20 protein-coding genes and 2 pseudogenes are annotated in these 18,839 nt (G+C 69.6%); 10 read left to right on the plus strand and 12 right to left on the minus strand.

Going from position 1 to position 18,839, the window contains the following annotated elements; all coding sequences use genetic code 11:
* The 3 genes from ACGFNV_RS45995 to ACGFNV_RS46005 form a co-directional block, all read left to right on the plus strand.
* On the plus strand, positions 1–442 hold a 442-nt coding region (locus ACGFNV_RS45995), incomplete at its 5' end, for a ricin-type beta-trefoil lectin domain protein (RefSeq protein WP_393631569.1).
* Between the two features lie 67 nt (positions 443–509).
* Positions 510–2,492, plus strand: coding sequence for an alpha-L-fucosidase (locus ACGFNV_RS46000; protein WP_393631570.1), 1,983 nt, complete (start codon positions 510–512; stop codon positions 2,490–2,492).
* Between the two features lie 67 nt (positions 2,493–2,559).
* Positions 2,560–3,879 (plus strand): ricin-type beta-trefoil lectin domain protein, encoded by a 1,320-nt coding sequence (locus ACGFNV_RS46005; RefSeq protein ID WP_393631611.1) that lies wholly within the window; start codon positions 2,560–2,562, stop codon positions 3,877–3,879.
* 164 nt (positions 3,880–4,043) lie between these two features.
* On the opposite strand, the gene ACGFNV_RS46010 is transcribed toward ACGFNV_RS46005, so the two are convergent.
* Together ACGFNV_RS46010 and ACGFNV_RS46015 are read right to left on the minus strand one after the other, a co-directional pair.
* Entirely contained in the window at positions 4,044–5,432 is a 1,389-nt protein-coding gene (locus ACGFNV_RS46010; RefSeq protein WP_393631571.1) for an FG-GAP-like repeat-containing protein, read from the minus strand.
* Positions 5,433–5,562: 130 nt separating this feature from the next.
* The gene (locus ACGFNV_RS46015; RefSeq protein ID WP_393631572.1) at positions 5,563–6,339 is read right to left on the minus strand and encodes a class I SAM-dependent methyltransferase; all 777 of its coding nucleotides are present in this window, start codon (positions 6,337–6,339) and stop codon (positions 5,563–5,565) included.
* Between the two features lie 98 nt (positions 6,340–6,437).
* Here ACGFNV_RS46015 and ACGFNV_RS46020 point away from each other — a divergent pair, with 98 nt between their 5' ends.
* Entirely contained in the window at positions 6,438–7,691 is a 1,254-nt protein-coding gene (locus ACGFNV_RS46020; RefSeq protein ID WP_393631574.1) for a GNAT family N-acetyltransferase, read from the plus strand.
* A gap of 64 nt (positions 7,692–7,755) precedes the next feature.
* On the opposite strand, the gene ACGFNV_RS46025 is transcribed toward ACGFNV_RS46020, so the two are convergent.
* Together ACGFNV_RS46025 and ACGFNV_RS46030 are read right to left on the minus strand one after the other, a co-directional pair.
* Complete coding sequence (locus tag ACGFNV_RS46025) at positions 7,756–8,322, minus strand: hypothetical protein (RefSeq protein ID WP_393631576.1); 567 nt, start codon at positions 8,320–8,322, stop codon at positions 7,756–7,758.
* 276 nt (positions 8,323–8,598) lie between these two features.
* Positions 8,599–8,943: a hypothetical protein gene (locus ACGFNV_RS46030; protein ID WP_393631577.1), complete on the minus strand. Its 345-nt coding sequence runs from the start codon at positions 8,941–8,943 to the stop codon at positions 8,599–8,601.
* A gap of 168 nt (positions 8,944–9,111) precedes the next feature.
* On the opposite strand from ACGFNV_RS46030, the gene ACGFNV_RS46035 reads away from it, so the two are divergent.
* The 3 genes from ACGFNV_RS46035 to ACGFNV_RS46045 all read left to right on the plus strand — a co-directional run bounded on the left by ACGFNV_RS46035 (position 9,112) and on the right by ACGFNV_RS46045 (position 10,879).
* On the plus strand, positions 9,112–9,828 hold the full coding sequence (locus ACGFNV_RS46035) for a histone-like nucleoid-structuring protein Lsr2 (RefSeq protein ID WP_393631579.1): 717 nt from the start codon (positions 9,112–9,114) through the stop codon (positions 9,826–9,828).
* Between the two features lie 175 nt (positions 9,829–10,003).
* A complete protein-coding gene (locus ACGFNV_RS46040) occupies positions 10,004–10,474 on the plus strand; it encodes an ATP-binding protein (protein ID WP_393631581.1) in 471 nt (156 codons plus the stop codon).
* 42 nt (positions 10,475–10,516) lie between these two features.
* The gene (locus tag ACGFNV_RS46045) at positions 10,517–10,879 is read left to right on the plus strand and encodes a hypothetical protein (RefSeq protein WP_393631583.1); all 363 of its coding nucleotides are present in this window, start codon (positions 10,517–10,519) and stop codon (positions 10,877–10,879) included.
* A 72-nt stretch (positions 10,880–10,951) separates the two neighbouring features.
* On the opposite strand, the gene ACGFNV_RS46050 is transcribed toward ACGFNV_RS46045, so the two are convergent.
* Positions 10,952–11,083 carry a hypothetical protein gene (locus ACGFNV_RS46050; protein WP_393631585.1) on the minus strand — a complete coding sequence of 44 codons (132 nt, stop codon included), beginning with the start codon at positions 11,081–11,083 and terminating at the stop codon, positions 10,952–10,954.
* 116 nt (positions 11,084–11,199) lie between these two features.
* Between ACGFNV_RS46050 and ACGFNV_RS46055 the strand changes: the two genes are divergently transcribed.
* Both ACGFNV_RS46055 and ACGFNV_RS46060 read left to right on the plus strand, forming a co-directional pair.
* Positions 11,200–12,015, plus strand: coding sequence for an oxidoreductase (locus ACGFNV_RS46055; RefSeq protein WP_393631612.1), 816 nt, complete (start codon positions 11,200–11,202; stop codon positions 12,013–12,015).
* 182 nt (positions 12,016–12,197) lie between these two features.
* Positions 12,198–13,030 (plus strand): annotated as a pseudogene (locus ACGFNV_RS46060) (IS5 family transposase).
* A 75-nt stretch (positions 13,031–13,105) separates the two neighbouring features.
* Here ACGFNV_RS46060 and ACGFNV_RS46065 read toward each other — a convergent pair.
* The 7 genes and pseudogenes from ACGFNV_RS46065 to ACGFNV_RS46095 all read right to left on the minus strand — a co-directional run bounded on the left by ACGFNV_RS46065 (position 13,106) and on the right by ACGFNV_RS46095 (position 18,043).
* Positions 13,106–13,942, minus strand: coding sequence for a hypothetical protein (locus ACGFNV_RS46065; RefSeq protein WP_393631587.1), 837 nt, complete (start codon positions 13,940–13,942; stop codon positions 13,106–13,108).
* Positions 13,943–14,327: 385 nt separating this feature from the next.
* Positions 14,328–14,525 (minus strand): hypothetical protein, encoded by a 198-nt coding sequence (locus ACGFNV_RS46070; protein ID WP_393631589.1) that lies wholly within the window; start codon positions 14,523–14,525, stop codon positions 14,328–14,330.
* An 80-nt stretch (positions 14,526–14,605) separates the two neighbouring features.
* A complete protein-coding gene (locus tag ACGFNV_RS46075; protein ID WP_393631591.1) occupies positions 14,606–15,715 on the minus strand; it encodes an NADH:flavin oxidoreductase/NADH oxidase in 1,110 nt (369 codons plus the stop codon).
* Positions 15,716–15,795: 80 nt separating this feature from the next.
* Positions 15,796–16,453 (minus strand): annotated as a pseudogene (locus ACGFNV_RS46080) (NAD(P)H-binding protein).
* 2 nt (positions 16,454–16,455) lie between these two features.
* The gene (locus tag ACGFNV_RS46085; protein WP_393631592.1) at positions 16,456–16,857 is read right to left on the minus strand and encodes a RidA family protein; all 402 of its coding nucleotides are present in this window, start codon (positions 16,855–16,857) and stop codon (positions 16,456–16,458) included.
* Positions 16,858–16,908: 51 nt separating this feature from the next.
* On the minus strand, positions 16,909–17,562 hold the full coding sequence (locus tag ACGFNV_RS46090; RefSeq protein WP_393631593.1) for an NAD(P)H-binding protein: 654 nt from the start codon (positions 17,560–17,562) through the stop codon (positions 16,909–16,911).
* 49 nt (positions 17,563–17,611) lie between these two features.
* Positions 17,612–18,043, minus strand: coding sequence for a VOC family protein (locus ACGFNV_RS46095; protein WP_393631595.1), 432 nt, complete (start codon positions 18,041–18,043; stop codon positions 17,612–17,614).
* A 128-nt stretch (positions 18,044–18,171) separates the two neighbouring features.
* Between ACGFNV_RS46095 and ACGFNV_RS46100 the strand changes: the two genes are divergently transcribed.
* Positions 18,172–18,834, plus strand: coding sequence for a GntR family transcriptional regulator (locus ACGFNV_RS46100; protein WP_393631596.1), 663 nt, complete (start codon positions 18,172–18,174; stop codon positions 18,832–18,834).
* The last annotated feature ends 5 nt before the right edge of the window (positions 18,835–18,839 follow it).

Here is an 18,839-nt window from a genome sequence, read left to right on the forward strand (position 1 = left end):
GGCACAGTTCGACAACCTGTCCATCACCCCCGGCAGCGGCGGGAACGACGGCGGCACGACCGGCGCGATCGTCGGGGTCGCCTCCGGCCGCTGCGCGGATGTGCCGAACCAGTCGCAGACGGCCGGCACGCAGGTGGCGCTGTGGGACTGCAACGGCGGCAGCAACCAGCAGTGGACGGACACCTCCGCCGGTGAGCTGCGGGTCTACGGCAGCGACTGCCTGGACGCCGCGGGGCAGGGCACCAGCCCCGGCACCAAGGTGGACATCTGGGACTGCAACGGCGGAGCCAACCAGAAGTGGACGATCCACGCCGACGGCACGATCACCGGTGTCCAGTCCGGTCTGTGCCTGGACGCCACCGGCGCGGGAACGGCCAACGGCACCTTGCTGCAGATGTGGACCTGCAACGGCAGCAGCAACCAGAAGTGGCGGCGTGACTGATCCCGTGACCGGCCGGCGCTCGCAGACTCCCGCACCACCTCCGTCAATTCCCCCGAGAGGCCCCCACATGTCCTCCTCTTCCTCACCGCTCAGCCGACGCGGACTGCTGGCGGCGGCCGGTGCGTCGGCGGCCGTCGGTCTGCTGCGGTTCGCCCCCAAGGCCGCCGCGACCGAGGGCCCCCGGAGCTACACCGCGAGCTGGTCCTCCGTGGACCAGCACCCCCCGGCCCCGGCCTGGTTCCAGGACGCCAAGTTCGGCATCTACTACCACTGGGGCGCCTTCAGCGTCCCCGCCTTCGGGAACGAGTGGTACCCGCGCAACATGTACATCGGCGGCTCGGCCGAGAACCGGCACCACATCGCCACCTACGGCGACCCCTCGATGTGGCCGTACCACAACTTCATCGACGGCGCCCGCGACAAGGCCGGCAACCAGGTGCAGTTCGCCCCCAGACTCGTCTCTCAGGGCGGCAAGTGGGACCCGGACGCCTGGGCGCGGCTGTTCAAGGCCGCCGGCGCCAGGTTCGCCGGACCGGTCGCCGAGCACCACGACGGCTTCTCCATGTGGAACAGCCGCTCCAACCCGTGGAACTCGGTCCAGCGTGGCCCCAGGCTCGACCTGGTGGGGCTGCACGCGCAGGCCATCCGCGGGCAGGGGCTGAAGTTCATGGCCTCGCTGCACCACGCCTACAACTTCAACGGCTACTACGACCACGTGCCGTCCCAGTCGGACCCCACGCTCCGCACCCTCTACGGCCAGCAGGGCTCGGCCGCGGAGAACAAGCTCTGGTACGACAAGCTGGTCGAGGTCATCGACGGCTACCAGCCGGACCTGGTCTGGCAGGACTTCGCCCTGGACCGGGTGCAGGAGTCCTACCGGCTGCAGTTCCTCGCGCATTACTACAACCAGGCGGTCGCGTGGAACAAGGACGTGGTCGCGACCTACAAGGACGGCCTCAACAACAAGGGTGAGGTCTTCGACTTCGAGCGCGGTGGCCCGGCAGGTCTGCTCACCCCCTACTGGCTGACCGACGACAGCATCTCCTCCTCCAGCTGGTGCTACACGGTGGGCATCGGCTACTACTCGACGCAGGCCCTGCTCCACTCGCTGATCGACCGGGTCAGCAAGGGCGGAAACATGCTGCTGAACATCGCTCCGACGGCCGACGGCACCATCCCCTCCGGGCAGCAGTCCATCCTGCTCGCGATGGGGGACTGGCTCGGCCGCTTCGGAGAGGCGGTCTACGGGACCCGTTCCTGGGCCAGTTACGGCGAGGGTCCCACCAAGATGGGTGGAGGTTCGTTCAGCGGGCCGGTGGCCGGCAAGCCGCAGGACGTCCGGTTCACCCGCAGCCGGGACAACAAGGTGCTCTACGCCACCGCCCTGGGCTGGCAGGGCGGCACCCTGACGATCACGACGCTGAACTCGAACCAGATCAACCTCAGCAGCCTGACGGGCGCCCAACTGCTGGGCAACACCGCCGGCACCTACGTCAACCTGCCCGCACCGACCCAGGACGCCTCGGGCCTGCATCTCACCATGCCGTCGTCCAACCCGCCGTTCAGCGCGCTCGCGTACACGGTCAAGCTCACCTTCTCCGGTGAGATCCCCGTCCTGGGCGCGCCGGGCGGTTCCACGACCTGGGTCAGGATCGCCAACGTGACCAGCGGACTGGTGCTCGACAGCGGCGGCAGCGTGGCCTCCGGCTCCAACCTCAAGCAGTGGAACTACGACGGCAGCACCAACCTGCAGTGGCAGCTGATCGACCTCGGCAACGGCTACTACCGCATCATGAACCGCACCAACGGCATGGCCGCCGACAGTTACGGCAACGCCGCCAACGGCGCTCCCGCCCGCCAGCAGGCGTGGAACGGCGGCAACAACCAGCAGTGGTCACTCAACAGCCTCGGCGACAACCGCTACCAGATCGTCAATCGCGGCACCGGCACCGCCCTCGACGGCAGCGGCAGCACCACGGCCGGCTCCACCACGGTGCTGTGGACGCCCAACTCCAGCACCAACAACGAATGGACCATCACCGCCGTCTGAACACCGGCACTCCCGGTCCCACCCCCGAGCACGGAAGAAGGAGAGCATGAAACGCAAACCGCTCTTAATGTCCCTCGTGGCTGCGCTACTTCTCGTCCTGGCCAGTGCGGGCACTTCGTTCAGCAGCGCCCTCGGCGCACCCGCGCCGGCCACGAGGTCCGCCGCCGCGGCAAGCGCCGGCTGCGGCAAGGCCCCGACGCTGACCAGCGGCAACCACACGATTCAAAGCGGCGGCCAGAACCGCAGTTACATCCTGCGGGTCCCCGCCGGCTACGACAGCAACCACCCCTACCGGCTGGTCTTCGGCTTCCACTGGCGGGGCGGCACAGCCAACGACGTCGACTCGGGCGGAACGGACGGGTACAACTGGTCCTACTACGGCCTCAGGCGCCTGGCGGACAACGCGAACAACGGCACGATCTTCGTCGCGCCCCAGGGCAACGGCAACGGCTGGGCCAACCCCGGCGGCCAGGACGTGGCCTTCGTGGACGCCATGGTCAACCAGATCGAAGCGGGCCTGTGCGTCGACACCACCCAGTTGTTCGCCGGCGGTTTCAGCTACGGCGGCGGGATGTCGTACGCCCTCGCCTGCTCCCGGGCGACGGTCTTCCGCGCGGTCGCGGTCTACTCCGGCGCGAACCTCAGCGGGTGCAACGGCGGCAACCAGCCCATCGCCTACATGGGTCTGCACGGCCTCAGGGACAACGTGCTGCCCATCCAGTCGGGACGAGACCTGCGCGACACCTTCGTCCGGAACAACGGCTGCACCCGGCAGAACCCGCCCGAGCCGGCCAACGGAAGCCTGACGCACATCATCACCACCTACTCCGGATGCAGGTCCGGATACCCGGTTGTCTGGGCCGCGTTCGACGGAGCGGGCCACGACCCCGGTCCCATAGACGGCTCCACCGGTGACGGCTGGCGCACCTGGACGTCGGCGGCGGTGTGGCAGTTCTTCACCCAGTTCGGCTCGAGTACGCCTACACCGCCGCAGCCCTCCGGCAACCAGGAGATCGTCGGCCAGCAGTCCGGGCGCTGCCTCGACATCAACAACTCCACCACGGCGAACGGTACGCAGGCACAACTGTGGGACTGCAACGGCGGCTCCAACCAACGCTGGACCTACTCCACCGGAAAGCAGCTGGTGGTCTACGGCAACAAGTGCCTCGGCGTGGGCCAGGCGCCGGGCAACGGCACCCCGGCGGCGATCTGGGACTGCAGCGGACAGGCAGACCAGCAATGGAACATCAACCCCGACGGCACCATCACAGCAGCGCAGTCGGGGCTCTGCCTGGACGCCAGCGGCCAGGCGACCGCCAACGGGACGAAGGTCCAGCTGTGGAGTTGCTCGGGCGGCGCCAACCAGCGCTGGCGCCTGCAGAACTGACAGGACGGGGCCAGGCACGGCACCGTGCGGACCTGGCCCCGCACACCTCGACGTACGGCGGACGGCTCACGAGGCGGAGCCGGCGATCCCGGTGCCGGTACGGGTGACGTGGGCCGGCGAGTCGGCCGCGCCGGCCGAGCTGGTCGCCGATCCGGCCGCCGCCGTCATCCCAGCTCCTTACCGAACGCCGCCTTCGCGTACGGTGCGCCGATCGCCATCGGCCCGACGACGGTCGCCGCATCCGTCACGATGCCCGTCGGCCGGCCGCGCAGTACCCAGACCGCTCCGTTTCCGCCGTCCTCGCCCGTAGCCGCCGTGGCGAGGTCGGCGTATCCGTTGCCGTTGATGTCGAGGAGCGCGACCCGCGCGCCGAACGCGTCGCCCGGCTCGGCCGTGCCCGGTACGCCGACCGTGTCCTGGGTGAATGCCTGGGCGCCCCGGCCCGTCAGCCCAGCCCGGCTGCCGCGCAGGACGACGACGGAGCCCGCTCGGTCGTCGGAGCCGAGCTCCTTGCCGGGGACGCCGACCGCGAGGTCGTCGATGCCGTCGCCGGTGATGTCGCCGGCGGACAGGGCCGTGCCGAAGCGGTCGTTGATTTCTTTCGCTCCGGGCACGCCCGGCACGTCCTGGCTGTACGACTTCCAGGTGCTGCGGGGACGGACCCCGGAGGCCGAGCCGTAGGCCACCGTGACGGTCGAGTCGGTGGCGGAGCCGACAGCGACGTCGTCGTGGCCGTCGCCGTTGAGGTCGCCCAGGGCGACGCCGCCGTCACCGTCGGGGACGGCGTCGCGACGATACTTCAGGCCCGACGCGGAGCCGGCGTAGAAGTCCGTGCAGTAGTTGCCGTCCCCGCAGTAGACGGCGAGCGCGAGCTCGTCCCGGCCGTCGCCGTCCACGTCCCCGGTGGTGCCGTCCTTGACGTCGACGTACTGGAGGTGGTCGGGGTCCAGGGCGCTGGTGCGGGCGGGGGTGCCGGAGCGACCGACCGGGCCGGTCCACACCGTGGCGGTGGTGCCGAGCAGGTCGTCGCCCGGTGAGTCGCCGGTGCGGAACAGGGCGAGGTCGAGCCGGCCGTCGCCGTCGAAATCGCCGGTCACCGTGCGCGATGCGGGGATGGACACACCGCCGCCGGACAGGCCCCGCGGCCCGCCCCACACCACGACCGCGTCACCCGTCCGGGTCGCGACCCCGACGACCAGGTCCGCGTACCCGTCCCCGTTCAGGTCGCCCTTGGAGATCTGAGTGCCGAAGCCCTGGTCCTTGACCGGGCTGCCCGGAATGCCACCCGTGGCACGGCTGATGACGACCCGTCGGTTGTTGGACAGCCCGTGCGGTCCGCCGTACGTCACCGCCACGTAGCCCGCCCCGCTCTGCCCGCCGACAGTGGCTCCCGGAGCGCCGACGGCGAGGTCGGCGTACCCGTCGCCGTTGAAGTCGTCACGGACGGGGACCCGGGGCGCGGCCTGCGCGCTGCCCAGCATGTCCGCCGGGACCGTGCCCAGCGCGAGCAGGCTCACCACCAACGGCACGGCCCAACGGGTGGACGAACTCATGGACACCATGCTGGTACCCCCTCGTGCGGCTTCACCGTCACCCACAAGACTCCTGACGGCGCCCGGGAGTTGTAGCCGGCTCAGCCCCCGACGTGGTGATCAGCGAACGACCTGTCCAGGCTGAGGACACCTACTCGCCGGCACGCGCCACGAGCAGCGGCTGGAAGAAGCCCGTCGCCTGCGGCATGTGCCACGCGGGGTCCACGAAACCGGCCTCGGCTGCGAGGCCGGCCAGCCGGTCGCGGCCGAGCGCCCAGTAGGTGGTTCGGCGGACCTGAACGCGCCATTCTCCGCTTGCCGGAAGGAGCTGGAAGTGCTCGAGGTCGTAGTGCTCGCCGTCGTCGTGCCAGTGCCAGAGCTGGAAGGTGACGGTCCGTTCCCCGCCGTCGGCGCTGTCAACGACACGGTGCACTTGTGGAGGCGTCGAAGAGGGACGGTCGCGCAGCAGTTCGTCGTAGGGACGCGTGCTGACCAGCAAAAGGCCGGCGGGACGCAGCACACGGCGCATCTCGGTCAGGGCGGCGTGCACGTCCTGCTCCGTCAGCAGGTGAGGCAGCGCGTTGTCGGCGCAGACGACTGCGTCGAAGCGGCCGTCACCGAACGGGAGGCGTCGCATGTCGGCGGCGGCCGTACGCAGGCTCACGCCCCGGCCGGCGGCCTCACGGGTCGCGCGGGCGGTGGCGCGGCGGCTGAGGTCGGTCCCGGTGACGCGGTGCCCGCGCAACGCCAGACCGATGGCCTGCGTGCCGATGCCGCAGGAGCAGTCGAGCACCGCCGCGCCCTCCTGGCCGATCAGGGCGTCCAGGGCGTCTCCCTGCCGGCGGATGCTCGCGTCCCAGTCCGAGTAGATCAGGTGGTAGTCGTCGGCCAGGTCGTCGTAGAAGTGCGCCACCGATGTCTCCTGCACGGCCCGAGATTACCCGGCCAGGCCTGCTTTCCCGGAGGGGTTGGGAGCTCACCCGCGCGGGCGGTGGGGCCGGTGCCGACGTGCTGTACACATGTCCGATGACGAATTATCAGTTCGAGCTGCGCTGCGTCACGGAGCAGGAGTTCGCGCCCTGGGCGCGCATGATCGCCGACACCTACGGCATGGATCGGTCGGAGAAGGAACTGGCTGATCAGCGAGCCGCGACGGATCTCGCCCGCACCCTCGCCGTCTTCGACGAGGGTGAGCCGGTCGCGGGAGCCTCCATCTACAGCCGCATGCTGACCGTGCCAGGGGGCAGCCTGCCCGTGGCGGGGACGGCCTCCGTGGGGGTGGCCCCGACCCATCGCCGCCGCGGCATCCTCACCTCCATGATGCGCGCCCAACTGACCGGCCTGCATGAGCAGCAGCGCGAGCCGATCGCCGCGCTCCGCCCCTCCGAGGCCGGTATCTACGGACGGTACGGCTACGGCCCCGCGACAGCCGGAAACCAGCTGCGCTGCGACCGACGTGCCATGTGTTTCCGCCCCGGCACCGACTTCGGCGACGGGACCGTGCGACTGCGGCACGCCGACCAGGCCCGCCCCCTCCTCGAGAAGGTGTACGACCAGGTCCGCGCCGCCACGGTCGGTTGGCCCGACCGACAGACGGCCCACTGGGCGGGGCGCCTCGCCGATCACCCACACCGGCGCGGTGGCGCGACCTCGCTCCGGTTCGCTGTGCACCACGAGCGCGACGGACGCGCCACCGGCTACGCGCTCTACCGGCACAACGAGGCGCCGGACGGGCTCGGCGGCAGTGCCGGGGTGGTGCAGGTGGTGGAACTGGCGGCGTGCTCGAGCCAGTCGTACGCGGCGCTGTGGCGCTTCCTCGCCGGGATCGACCTGGTGACCTGGATCGACTACGAGGGGGCCGTGGACGAGCCGTTGCCCCACCTGCTGGCCGAGCCGCGAGCGGTTCGGGCCGCACCGGTGGACCGTCTGTGGCTGCGGACGGTCGACGTCGACAGGGCCTTGGCAGGCCGGAGTTACAGCCTTCCGCTGGACCTCATCCTCGAAGTGCAGGACGACTTCTGCCCCTGGAACAGTGGGCGCCACCGGCTGCAGGCCGAGGGCGGGAGCGCAGTCTGCGAGCCCACAACCGCCCCGGCCGACCTACGACTGACGGCGGCGGAACTCGGCGCCGCCTTCCTTGGCGGCACCTCGCTGACCACCCTCGCAGCCGCCGGCCTCGTCGAGGAACTGCGGCGCGGTGCGCTCTCCGTCGCCTCGGCGGCTTTCCGCGGCGAACGCGAACCCTGGTACCCCGGCGGCTGGGCCTTCCCGCTGTACTGAACAGCCCTCCGGCACACCGCTGCTGCGCGACGAAGGGCCGAATGCCCGGAAGGCGGCCGTCTTGTTATCGCAGCAGGTAGCGGATGAGGAGGGAGCGGGCGGTGTCCGGGCTCAGGCCGAGCGCGGTGCCGATGGTCTCCTCGGACAGTTCGTCCGCGTGGGCTGCGCCGGCTGCTTCCTGGCCGATGCGGGTGGTGAGGCGTTCGAGTGCGGCCGTGGCCCTGAGCGCGGCGAGTGGCGCCTGGTCGGCGAGCGCGGAGAGTCTCCCCTCCACCTGATGGATCAGAGCGGCGACGTCCTCGGGCACGGGCACCGCGCGCTCTTCGACGTCGCGGGTGTGGCTGGTCCAGTCGCGGTGGGCGGCGTCGGTGTCCAGGTCGTCCAGCTGGTCGCCGGTCAGCTGCTCCCAGTCGATCGGATGGGTGGGGCCTCGCCACCCGCAGGCGCAGGCGGCACGGTAGCCGGCCGCCTGTGGCCGGTTCATCGTCCCGTCGTAGACCCACCACTCGCTGGTCTCCAGGCCGCCGGCGCCGCCGCTGCCGAAGTCCAGACAGACGGGCTTGGGCTCGCTGCCGTCAGCGAGGACCGCGCCCGCGATGCCTTCGTGGGACTCCCCGAACTCCTCGTGCAACCACCGCTCCACAACCACTCTTCCCTTCCCTCTCCTGGCGCCCGTCGCACTCCCTGTGCCGACCGTCACGGCCCGGCGGCCGCCGGCTCCCGGGAGGCGTGCGCGGTGCGATCCTGCCCCAGGCCGGCCCGCCATGAACGGAGCGAACGAGTGCCTCTGCATCATCGAATCAGCCGCCCGGGCGGACCGGCGCACACGAGGTGGGCAGCTCCCGGACCATGGGGGCACGGGCCGGAAACCGCCGCAAGAGGGTGGGCGATCAGAGGCGGAACGGCATCAGCAGATGACGAGGCCCTGGAACTTCCAGCTGGTGCCCATGACCGGCTGGTCCCTGTGGAACTCCGCCTCCTGGCCGGGCTGGAGCTCGTAACAGTCGGGCGCCGGAACCATCTCGAGGTTCCACGTCGGCTTGACCCGCTGCGTGGTCGTACAGTTGTTGGTCATCCACACGGTCACGACCCGGAAGAAGATGACCGCTCCGGTTCCCTTGACACAGCTCGGCGCGGGGGCGGCCGCTGCCGCGGGGGCAGTCGGCGCTGCGGCCGCGTGGGCCTGGCCGACGCCCAACAATGCCGTACCTGCCAGGGCCGCCGCGGCGATGCCTGAAGCGAATCTACGCACGTTCTCATCCCATCTGTTCACGGGCGATTACCTCGTCCGCACTCTCACCGAGGGGAACGGTCCGCTCAACGCTGGATCAGAGACTTCGAAGGCACGCATACGGTCTTCCCATGGATGATCAGCGGTTGTTCCGCGTGTGTGCGCATACTGCCGAGGTGGAGATCGCACATGAGTGAAATTCCGATGGACGAGGCCGGAGACGTGCGAGAGGCGTGGGGCCGGGTGACCGCGTGGCTGGAGCGGCACGACCCTGAGGTTTTCGCTGCCCTCGGAGGTCCGGGGAGCCAGGCGGCCATCAGGCAAGCCGAACTGCGCATGGGGCTGGAGCTGCCGAGGGAGATGCGCCAGTGGCTTCTCGCGAACGACATCGATGCCGGCAGGCAACCCGATGTGCATGCGTGTCTGGTGGCGCTGGGGTGCGACATCGCCCTCCCCGGCGGTCATCTCCTTCTCGGCCTGACGGACATTCAGCGGGTCTACCGCAGCCAGATGGCCTTGGAGGAGACGCAACCGTCCGCAGACCCCGACCACCCGCTCTGGCGCCGTGAGTGGGTGCCGATCGCCGCGGAGCGCGACGGCCTCTACGGGACGTTTCTGGACACGCTCAACGGAACCGTCGGAACGTGGGCTGAGGCACACGGTCCTGAGGAAGGCGTATACGCCTCGTTGTTCGCTTTCTTCCAGGAGGCAGCGGACCGGCTGGAAGGTGTCTCCTCCGGAGACTGGAGAGGCCCTGGCAGACCTGTCAGATCCCGTGGGCTCGACGCCCCCCGTGCGGAGGACGAGCCGATACGCCTCTGGGCCCGCACCAACGGCTATCCCGTGAGTGATCGTGGGCGTATCCCCGCAGCCATCCGCGAGGCTTACGAAATGTCTCGGAGGTGAGCATGGGATCCGGCCGTACCCCACGGACACCGAACCGTCGGGTTGCCGGTCCGGCCGCCCCCAACTCCCTGCCCCGCACGTCATGACGGGGCGTTCTCGTGTCTGTTGAGGCGGGCGCAGGGTACACGGTGCATGCACGCGCTCTTGCGTGGACGGAGGAGAGGAGGCCGGGGCAGTGGCGGTGAAGGCGATGGGGTGGGCGCACTCGTTTCCCATGTCCGAGGGAGTGCGCGCCGGGCGGGAGTGGACTCGGAGGCGTCTCGAGTCCCTGCCCTGGGCCGCTGCCGAGCCGGACAAGGTGGACGCCATCGTGCTGGCGGTGTCCGAGCTGATCACCAATGCACACATCCACGCGCACAGCGACGCGCACCTGGTTCTCACCTGGGACGGCGATTGCCTGCATGTGAGCGTGCACGACGAGGACCCGACGCTGCCGCGCGAGCGCGAACCGGAGCTGGGGGAGGTCTCCGGCCGTGGAGTGGGAATCGTCCGGAAGCTCGCCGATGAGTGGGGGATGAGGTGCCAGCGGCACGGCAAGACGGTGACGGCCTGCTTCCGCCCCGCCGAAGCCGATGCCGGTGCGGATACGGATGGCGATGCCGATGTCGGGGTCGGCACCGAGCGGCATGGCGGTAACAGCAGTTGAGTTCTGCTCACCAGTGAAGCCCGCCCTTGGAGGAGAGGCGTCGTGTACCTGGCACGAGGAGCGAGTGATGACCCCTATGTCTTGCCTTGGGTCCTGGGCGCGATCGGCCTGTACGCACTGATCAGCTACGCGCTGACCTATCGCACCCGCGCCCGGCGCGGTTCCGCACATCCGGCTCGTGACGCCCTGCACGACCTCAAGGACCGGGAGGATCCACAGCCGTGCGAAAACCGCTTCGTCAGCCGCGTGATCATGCTGTGTGGAGCGGGGCTCACCGGTCTGGTCGCGTTCCTGACCAGTGGCGCCGTCCGGGTCCTGGCGGTCGGGCTCGTGGCCGTGGGGGCGGTGACCATGTGGGCGTACTACGACCATCGCACGCAAAGGCGCGCCTCCGAGCAGCGATGACGCAGAGGTGTGCGGCTGGAGGCGACGTTCGCGACCGGGGCTGCTCAGGCGCGCCGGCGTCTCGTGATCGCGTCAGCTTGTGGTGCGAAGCGGCGCCATGGCGTTGCGGATGCCTTGTTCGAGGCTGTCGCGGTGCTGGGCGGAGAGGTGGATGCTGATCCGCTGCCGCGTCGCCCGCTTGTGCTCTTTCCCGTAGCGCACCATGCGCTCCTCCACTCGCCGGAAGGGCCCCGCCCTCCACGCCTCGAGTCTTGCTTGCCGCGCGCCGATTCTCACTCTATTGTCTTACGAAAATAATGCAATGAGTTGGGGAGTCCATGATGACGACAACTCGGCCGGTGGCACTCGTGACGGGTGCGTCATCCGGGATCGGGAAGGCCGCCTCCCTGGCGTTGGCCGAAGCGGGTTTCGACGTGATCGGTACGAGCCGCGACGCCTCCCGGGTCACCCCGCTCGACGGTGTGACGTACCTCGACCTCGACGTGGCCAGTGACGAGTCGGTCACCAGCGCGGTCCAGCAGGTGATCGGCCGGTTCGGGCGGATCGACGTGCTGGTCAACAACGCCGGCGTCGGCTCGACGGGTGCTGCTGAGGAACGCTCCGTCGCGCAGGACCAGAGGGTCTTCAACGTCAACGTCTTCGGCACCATGCGCATGACCAAGGCCGTCCTGCCGCACATGCGCGCCCAGGGACGCGGACGCGTCATCAACATCTCGTCCATATTCGGGTTCATCCCCGCGCCCTACATGGCCGTCTACGCCGCCTCCAAGCACGCGATCGAGGGCTACTCGGAGTCACTGGACCACGAGGTCAGGGAACACGGCGTCCGGGCCCTTCTCGTCGAACCCGCCAACACCCAGACCGCATTCGACGTGAACGCCGAACACCCCGAGACGTCATTGCAGGTCTACGCGGACCAGCGGCAGACCTTCGACCGCCTGATGGCAGCGCTGATCAAGGACGGCGACGACCCCGCCACCGTCGCCAGGGTGATCGTCGCGGCAGCGACCGACCCGAAGCCGAGGCTGCGCTACACCGCTGGTGCCCAGGCCGGACGCGTCAGCGCACTGCGCTGCATCGTTCCCGCCCGGTCCTTCGACAAGCAGATCCGCAAGATCAATCAGCTGGCCGGCTGACACCCGCCGCCGGCCGCCGCTTCGAGCGATCATGGCCACCAGGACGCCCAGGCCCCGGTGAGTGCAGCCGCCCCCCGGCTGGATGTCCGTTGTGCTGACCCTGGGCCGGGCGGCCGAGGACGCGAGTTCGCCTGACCCGGCTCAGTGCCTGTTTCTATCGGAGACCGGGCCCCCAACCCGTGATGCGTCTCCGCCGCTATCCCTCGGACACCACCAACGCCGAATGGGCCCTGCTCGAACCCCTGCCGCCCACACCGGCCTGCGACACCAGCCGCGGCGGCCGGCCGGAGAAGCATCCCCGCCGCGGGATCGTCGATGCGATCCGCTATGTCGTGGACACGGGCTGCAAATGGCGGGCCTTACCTGCGGATTTCCCGCCCTGGCGCACGGTCTGGGGCTTCATGGCCCGCTGGGCCGCGGCCGGTGTCGTCGGCCAGATCCGCGACCAGCTCTCCGGGCGGATCCGCCGCGAGATGGGCAAAGGCCCCCGCGCGGTCGCCACCGTCATCGACTCCCAGTCCGTGAAGGCCGCGGAGACCGTCGGTAAGGACTCGCGTGGCTACGACGCGGGAAAGAAGATCAATGGACGCAAGCGGCATCTCGTGGTCGACACCCGCGGCCTGCCCCTGATGGTCATGGTCACTCCGGCCGACCTGCACGACTCCGCAGCGGCGAAGGAAGTCCTCTTCCGCCTCCGGCTGATGCACCCCGAGATCGCCATTGTCTGGGCCGACCGGGCCTACGCGGGCAAGCTCGGACCTGGGCCAAGCGGCACCTGAACCTCACGATCAAGACCGTCAGCCGTCCGAAGGACACCTCCGGGTTCATCGTTCTGCCCCGCCGCTGGGTCGTCGAACGCTCGCTCGCGTGGCTCATGCACGCCCGCCGTCATGCCCGCGACTACGAACGACTCGTCCAGCACGCCGAGTCCCTGATCACCTGGGCGGCGATCACCCTCATGACCCGCCGCCTCACCCGCAAGCCGGCACGGCAGCGGACACCGGCCGCCGCCTGACGCCGGAGGCCCTAAACCCGTGTCGGGGCATGTCTGCCCAGGGCCGCGATCGCTCTTGAGGGCTCGTATGCCACCTCAGGCGCGGGGCTGAGCGTCCAGGAACCGGTGGAGGGATGCCGTCATGCTCGCCACGAACGCGTCACGGGTCCGGTCGGAGACCAGGTCCAGGGACAGGTACGGGTTGAGGTCCTCCAGCTCTACGAGGAGCAGTTCGCCTTCCTGGGTGCGGCAGGCGTCCACGCGCTGGATGCCGTGGTCGAGGGTGTTCCAGTCGATGAAGCGCCGGGCGAAGGCCAGGTCGGCGTCGGTGGGCTCGTAGGGCTCAAGGACCCAGCGCCGCTCGGGATCGGGGGCGTGAAGGGCGTACTGGAAGGCGTCGTCGACGTAATAGAAGGACACCTCGTAGCGGAAGTCGATGCGCGGCTGGACCAGGATGTCGCCGTAGGCCAGGTCGCTCAGCTGCTCTCGGGGCACGAAGGTCAGGCCGATGGAGTCCGCGCCCGCTTTCGGCTTGACCGCGTACTGGCCGACTTCGGGCAGCAGGTGCAGGTCCTCGGGCCGGTCGATGGTGGGGATGACCGGGTATCCGGCGGCGGTCAGGTCCAGCAGGTACTGCTTGCCGGCCATGTCGCCCCGGCCGGACAGCGGGTTGTAGACCCGGATGCCACGGACCATGGCCTGCTCCCGGAAGGCGTCGTACTCCTTCTGGTAGTGCAGCACGGGCCCGCTGTTGCGGACCACGACCACGTCGAAGGCGTCCATCAGGGCGGCGGCATCCAGCGGGTGACACAGGGCGATGTCGAAGCCGTCGCGCAGTCGGGAGGTCAGGAAGATGTCCTCGTCGCAGTAGCGTCGCCCCCGGGCCTGGTAGGCGAGGTCGGTCACGAACAGGACTCTGCGGCGCTCGGGCATAGTGCATCTCCTTAGACGGTGACCCAAACCTACCTATCCCGCGGAACACGGCCTCGGGCAGCCGCGTTGTCGTGGGCTGTCAGCGCGCTCACCCCCCTGACGCCCCTCGATGGCATCTACTGCTCAGACTTCCCTACGCCCTTCTCCGGGATCGAGCGAGGTTCGGTGGCACACGCTCATGATGCGATGTCAAAGGACGCTCAGCCCCGAGTTGGGGTGCCGTTAACGAGCGGCGAACCAAGTGACAAGTACCCCGCCAGTAGCCGTAGGGTCGCCCGGGTGCCAGTCGGGCATCCCGTTGAACCGTCATACGACGGCCCATATGGCATCTGCGGAGCTGCTGAAGGCCGAGCTCCCGTACGCCTGCGCCATGGCGGGGTAGTCCTCACGTTTCAGGGTGGCGGGGCGACCGTGTGGCGGCCGCCCGCCGTCTTCTCTTGTCGTGCGCGGGATGGGAGTCCCCGCCGGTGATCAGCTGGTCAAGGGCTTCCTGGCCGCGGGCGGCGAGGGACTTGGCGCTGACGGCGCCGATACCGAAGGAGGCGCCGGTGATGACGACGACCTTGCCTTCAAGGTGGTTCATGGGGATCTCCCAGTGGGAGGGCAGCGCATCGCCCCTGTTGAGGGCTGGACGGCCGGGTGCGGAGCAGGCCCGGCCGGGGTTCAGTGCTTGCGGCGCTTGACGACATAGGCGTACTGGTCGGGCCAGCGCGGCTCGGCGCCGAGTGCGAGGGCGGCGTGCTGCGGCCAGTAGGGGTCGCGCAGCAGTTCACGGCCGAGCAGGACGGCGTCCGCCTGCCCGGAAGTGATGATCTCTTCGGCCTGGTGGGGGTCGGTGATGATGCCTACGGCGGCGGTGGGGATACCGGCCTGGTTGCGGGCCTGGGCGGCGAACGGCACCTGGTAGTTCGGCCTGGCGACGATCTTCGCGTCGCGGACCATGCCGCCGGTCGAGACGTCGAGCAGGTCGACGCCGTGAGCGGTCAGTTCCTTGGCGAGGCAGACGGTGTCCTCACCGGTCCAGCCCTCGCGGGTGTCCTCGGGGTTCTCGGTCAGCCAGTCGGTCGCCGAGGTGCGGAAGAAAACCGGCAGCTCGGCGGGCCACACGGCGCGCACCGCGTCGACGACCTCCAGGGCGAAGCGGATCCGGTTCTCGAAGCTGCCGCCGTAGGCGTCGGTGCGGTGGTTGGAGACCGGGGAGAGGAAGGAGTTGATGAGGTAGCCGTGGGCGCCGTGCACCTCGGCGACCTCGAAGCCGGCGGCCAGCGCGCGGCGGGCGGAATCGGCGAAGTCAGCTACCAGCTGCCGGATCTCGGCCACGGTCAGTTCGTGCGGGACGGGCAGGCCGTCGTACGCGACCGCGCTGGGCGCCACAGTCTGCCAGCCGCCCTCGCTCTCGGGTACGCACCGGTCGGACAGCCAGGGCTTGTCCACCGACGCCTTACGGCCCGCGTGGGCGAGCTGGATCGCCGGGACGGCGCCGTGCGCCTTGATGGCCGCGGTGATCCGGGAGAACGCCTCCTGCTGGTGGTCATTCCACAGGCTCAGGTCCCAGGGACTGATCCGCCCGTCGGGACGGACCCCGGTGGCCTCGGCCATGACCAGGCCCGCGCCACCGGCGGCGCGCGAGGCCAGGTGGGCGAGGTGGAAGTCGGTCGGCGCGCCGGCCTCCGGGCCCGTGGGGGCGGCGGAGTACATGCACATCGGCGACATCCACACCCGGTTGGGTATATGGAGGGAGCGCAGCTTGAGGGGGGTGAACAGAGTGCTCACGGTGTTCCTCTTTCAGGTGGGGCATCGCCGACCGGGACAACGCCGTGACGGGGAGATGAGTTGAGATGCGGAGCGCCGGTTCAGCGGGCGGCGTGGGCTGCCACGGCGTCCGCGATGGGGGCGGCGCCCCTGATGACCTCGACGGTCCGGCCGTTCAGACGCGGTTCGTCGAGCAGCGCCAGCAGGATGGCGGCGACACCGGCCCGGGAGATGGGGCCCGGGCCGGTCTGCTGGGCGAGCGTGACCCGGCCGGTGCCGGGGGTGTCGTCGAGCGGACGATCATCGCCTGGAGCGCGGTCCGGGACCGGATGCCGTTCTCGGCCGCGAGCTTGGCCCGCAGATAGGTACGGAAGACCGGGTCGAGGCCGTCGTCGTCGACAACCCGCAGATCGGCGCCCATGGCGGAGAGCAGCAGGGAGCGTCCGACACCGGCGGTCTCGGCGGCGTCCGCCAGCAGGATCGCCGCGCCGCGGTCCACGCTGTCCTTACGGCCTACCGAACTGCCGGAACCCGCCCGGCGGCGAACACCACCGTGTCGGCACCCGTTAGGTGCCGGGCGGCCTCGTCGCTGGTGGCCTTCTCCAGATCCACGGGATGGGCCTGGGCTCCGGCCTTCTCCAGCGCCTCGGCCTGGGCCGGGTTGCAGGTGAGGCCGGTGACCACATCGCCGCGCCGGAACAGGAGCTGTTCCAGGAGGAGGGCGGTCTTGCCGTGCCCTCCGGCAATCACGACCTTCACGATCAGGCCGGCAGGCGGGTGTCGAGGACGAAGTTGACCTCGATGAGCTGGCCCGGGAAGAACAGCGACGCGACGCCGATGGTGGAGCTGGTGGGGCGGTGGTCACCGAAGTAGGCCAGGTTCGCCGCGGCCATCGCCACGTTGTACCGCGGCAGGTCCACGATGAACTGGGTCTCGGAGACGACCTGGTTGCGGGTGGCGCCGTAGTGGGCGAGCACCTTCTCGAAGTTGGCGTAGGACTGCTTCAGCTGGGCGACGAAGTCGCCCGGGTAGAGGAAGTTGCCCTCCTCGTCATGCGAGAGCTGCCCAGAGACATAGATTGTGTCGCCGACCCTGATGGCCTGAGCGAAACCGAAGTCCTTCTCACCGGAGACGTCGTGGCTGTAGGAATCGATGGCGGTCATGACGTTTTCCCTTGCTTGCTGGTGGCAGTTACTGCTGGCTGGGGTGTGAGCTCAGGCGGCCGTGAGGCGGGTGACGGCGTCCGCGACGGGGGTGTCACCGGAGGTGAGCTCGACGATCACGCGGCTGAGGGCAGGCGCGTGCAGGGCGGCGTTGAGGAACGCGGCGACGTCGTCGCGGTGCACGTCGCCGTACTCGACGGCGGGACCGGCGGTGACCCGGCCGGTGCCGGGGGTGTCCAGAAGGGTTCCGGGACGGACGATCAGCCAGTCCAGATCGGTGCACGTCAGATAGACGTCTGCGGTTTTCTTGACCTTGATGTAGTGCTCGAAGCCCTCACTACGTGTCCCGTCGCGCAGCGCGTCGGGGAACACAGAGACGAGGACGAACCGCGCCGCCCCGGCCAGCGCGGCCGCGTCGGCGGCCTTTTGAAGGCCACGGCCGTCGATCAGGGTCGTCTTGTCCTGACCGGTGCCATGTGCGCCGGCCGAGAAGACCACGGCGTCATGGCCGCGCATCTTGCCGGCCAGATCCTCGACCGAGTCGGTGATGAGATCACCGACCACCGGAGTCCCGCCGGCCGCCCGCACCGTCTCACCCTGAGCGGGCCCGCGGTGCATGCCGGTCACAAAGTCACCGCGTGCGGTGAGGAGTTGAGTAAGGCGGCGGCCGACTCCTCCGGCGGCGCCGATCTGGAACACCTTCATGAGCTCGTCCCGTCTTTCGCGAATGGGGGTGGGTGGTGCCGGCCGCCGGTCAGGCGGCGAACACCTGCGAGTCGTCGGCGAACGCCTTGAACTCCAGCGCGTTGCCAGCCGGGTCGAGGAGGAACATCGTCCACTGCTCGCCCTTCTGACCCGCGAAACGCACGTACGGCTCGATGACGAACTCGGTGCCCGCCGCCCGCAGCCGCTCGGCCAACTCCTGGAAGGCCTCGACCGTCAGAACCAGACCGAAGTGCGGCACGGGTACGTCGTGGCCGTCGACCGGGTTGTGTATGCGCTGCGCGCGCTCCGGCGCGAGGTGCGTGACGAACTGATGGCCGTGCAGATTCCAGTCCACCCACGTGTCCGCACTGCGGCCCTGCTCCAGGCCCAGGACGTCGCCGTAGAAGCGGCGCGCGGCAGCCAGGTCGTCGACCGGCACGGCCAGGTGGAAGCGGGGGATCGGGGAGTCGAGAACGGTCAAGGCACTGCCTTCCTGCCGGGGAGCGGAGCGGCCCGTGGGCGACCCTGCTCGACTTGTCCTAATGTTGACATCACGACAACGTCTGAATGTTAACATTAGGCCATTGGTGGAGGAGGTGCAATTCGGGCATGAGTGATCAGGGCAAGGTGGCCCCGGCTCGCCGCCGGGGTCTGGCCGACGAGGTTGCGGACCGTATCCGCGAGGCCATCTTCAACGGGGCCTACGCCCCGGGCGAGCAGCTGCGCGAGGTGGAGCTGTCCGGCGAGCTGGGCGTCAGCCGCGGCCCGGTGCGCGAGGCGCTGCGGCTGCTGGAGCGCGAGGGCCTGGTGCACTGTGCGTGGCACCGGGGCACGACGGTGACGGCGCTGTCCGCCGAGGACGTGGCTGAGCTCGACAGCCTGCGTGGCGCGCTGGAGGACCTCGCCGTCCGCCAGGTGATCGTCCACGCCTCGGACGAGGACCTCGCCTCCATCGCGAAGACTGCCGACATGATGGAGCGGGCCAGCGATGCGCACGAGATGGTGCGCCTGGACATCGCCTTCCACGACGCGGTGTTCGCCGCCGCAGGGCACCAGCGCCTCGCCGACGCCTGGGACGGCATTCGGTGCCAGGTCCACCTGTTCCTGCTGACCCGGATCAGCCGCAGCACCGCCGGCTACCTCGACTGCATCCCGCCTGAGCACCACGGACTCGTCACCGCACTGCGCGCCCGGGACACCGACACCGCCCTCGACCTCTTCGCAGCACACCGTCGCCACGCCGTCGACGTGGTCGCCGGAACCACTGCCTGAGTGTC

The sequence above is a fragment of the Streptomyces sp. NPDC048751 genome, from assembly GCF_043198595.1.
In the GTDB taxonomy this organism is placed as follows: Bacteria; Actinomycetota; Actinomycetes; order Streptomycetales; family Streptomycetaceae; genus Streptomyces.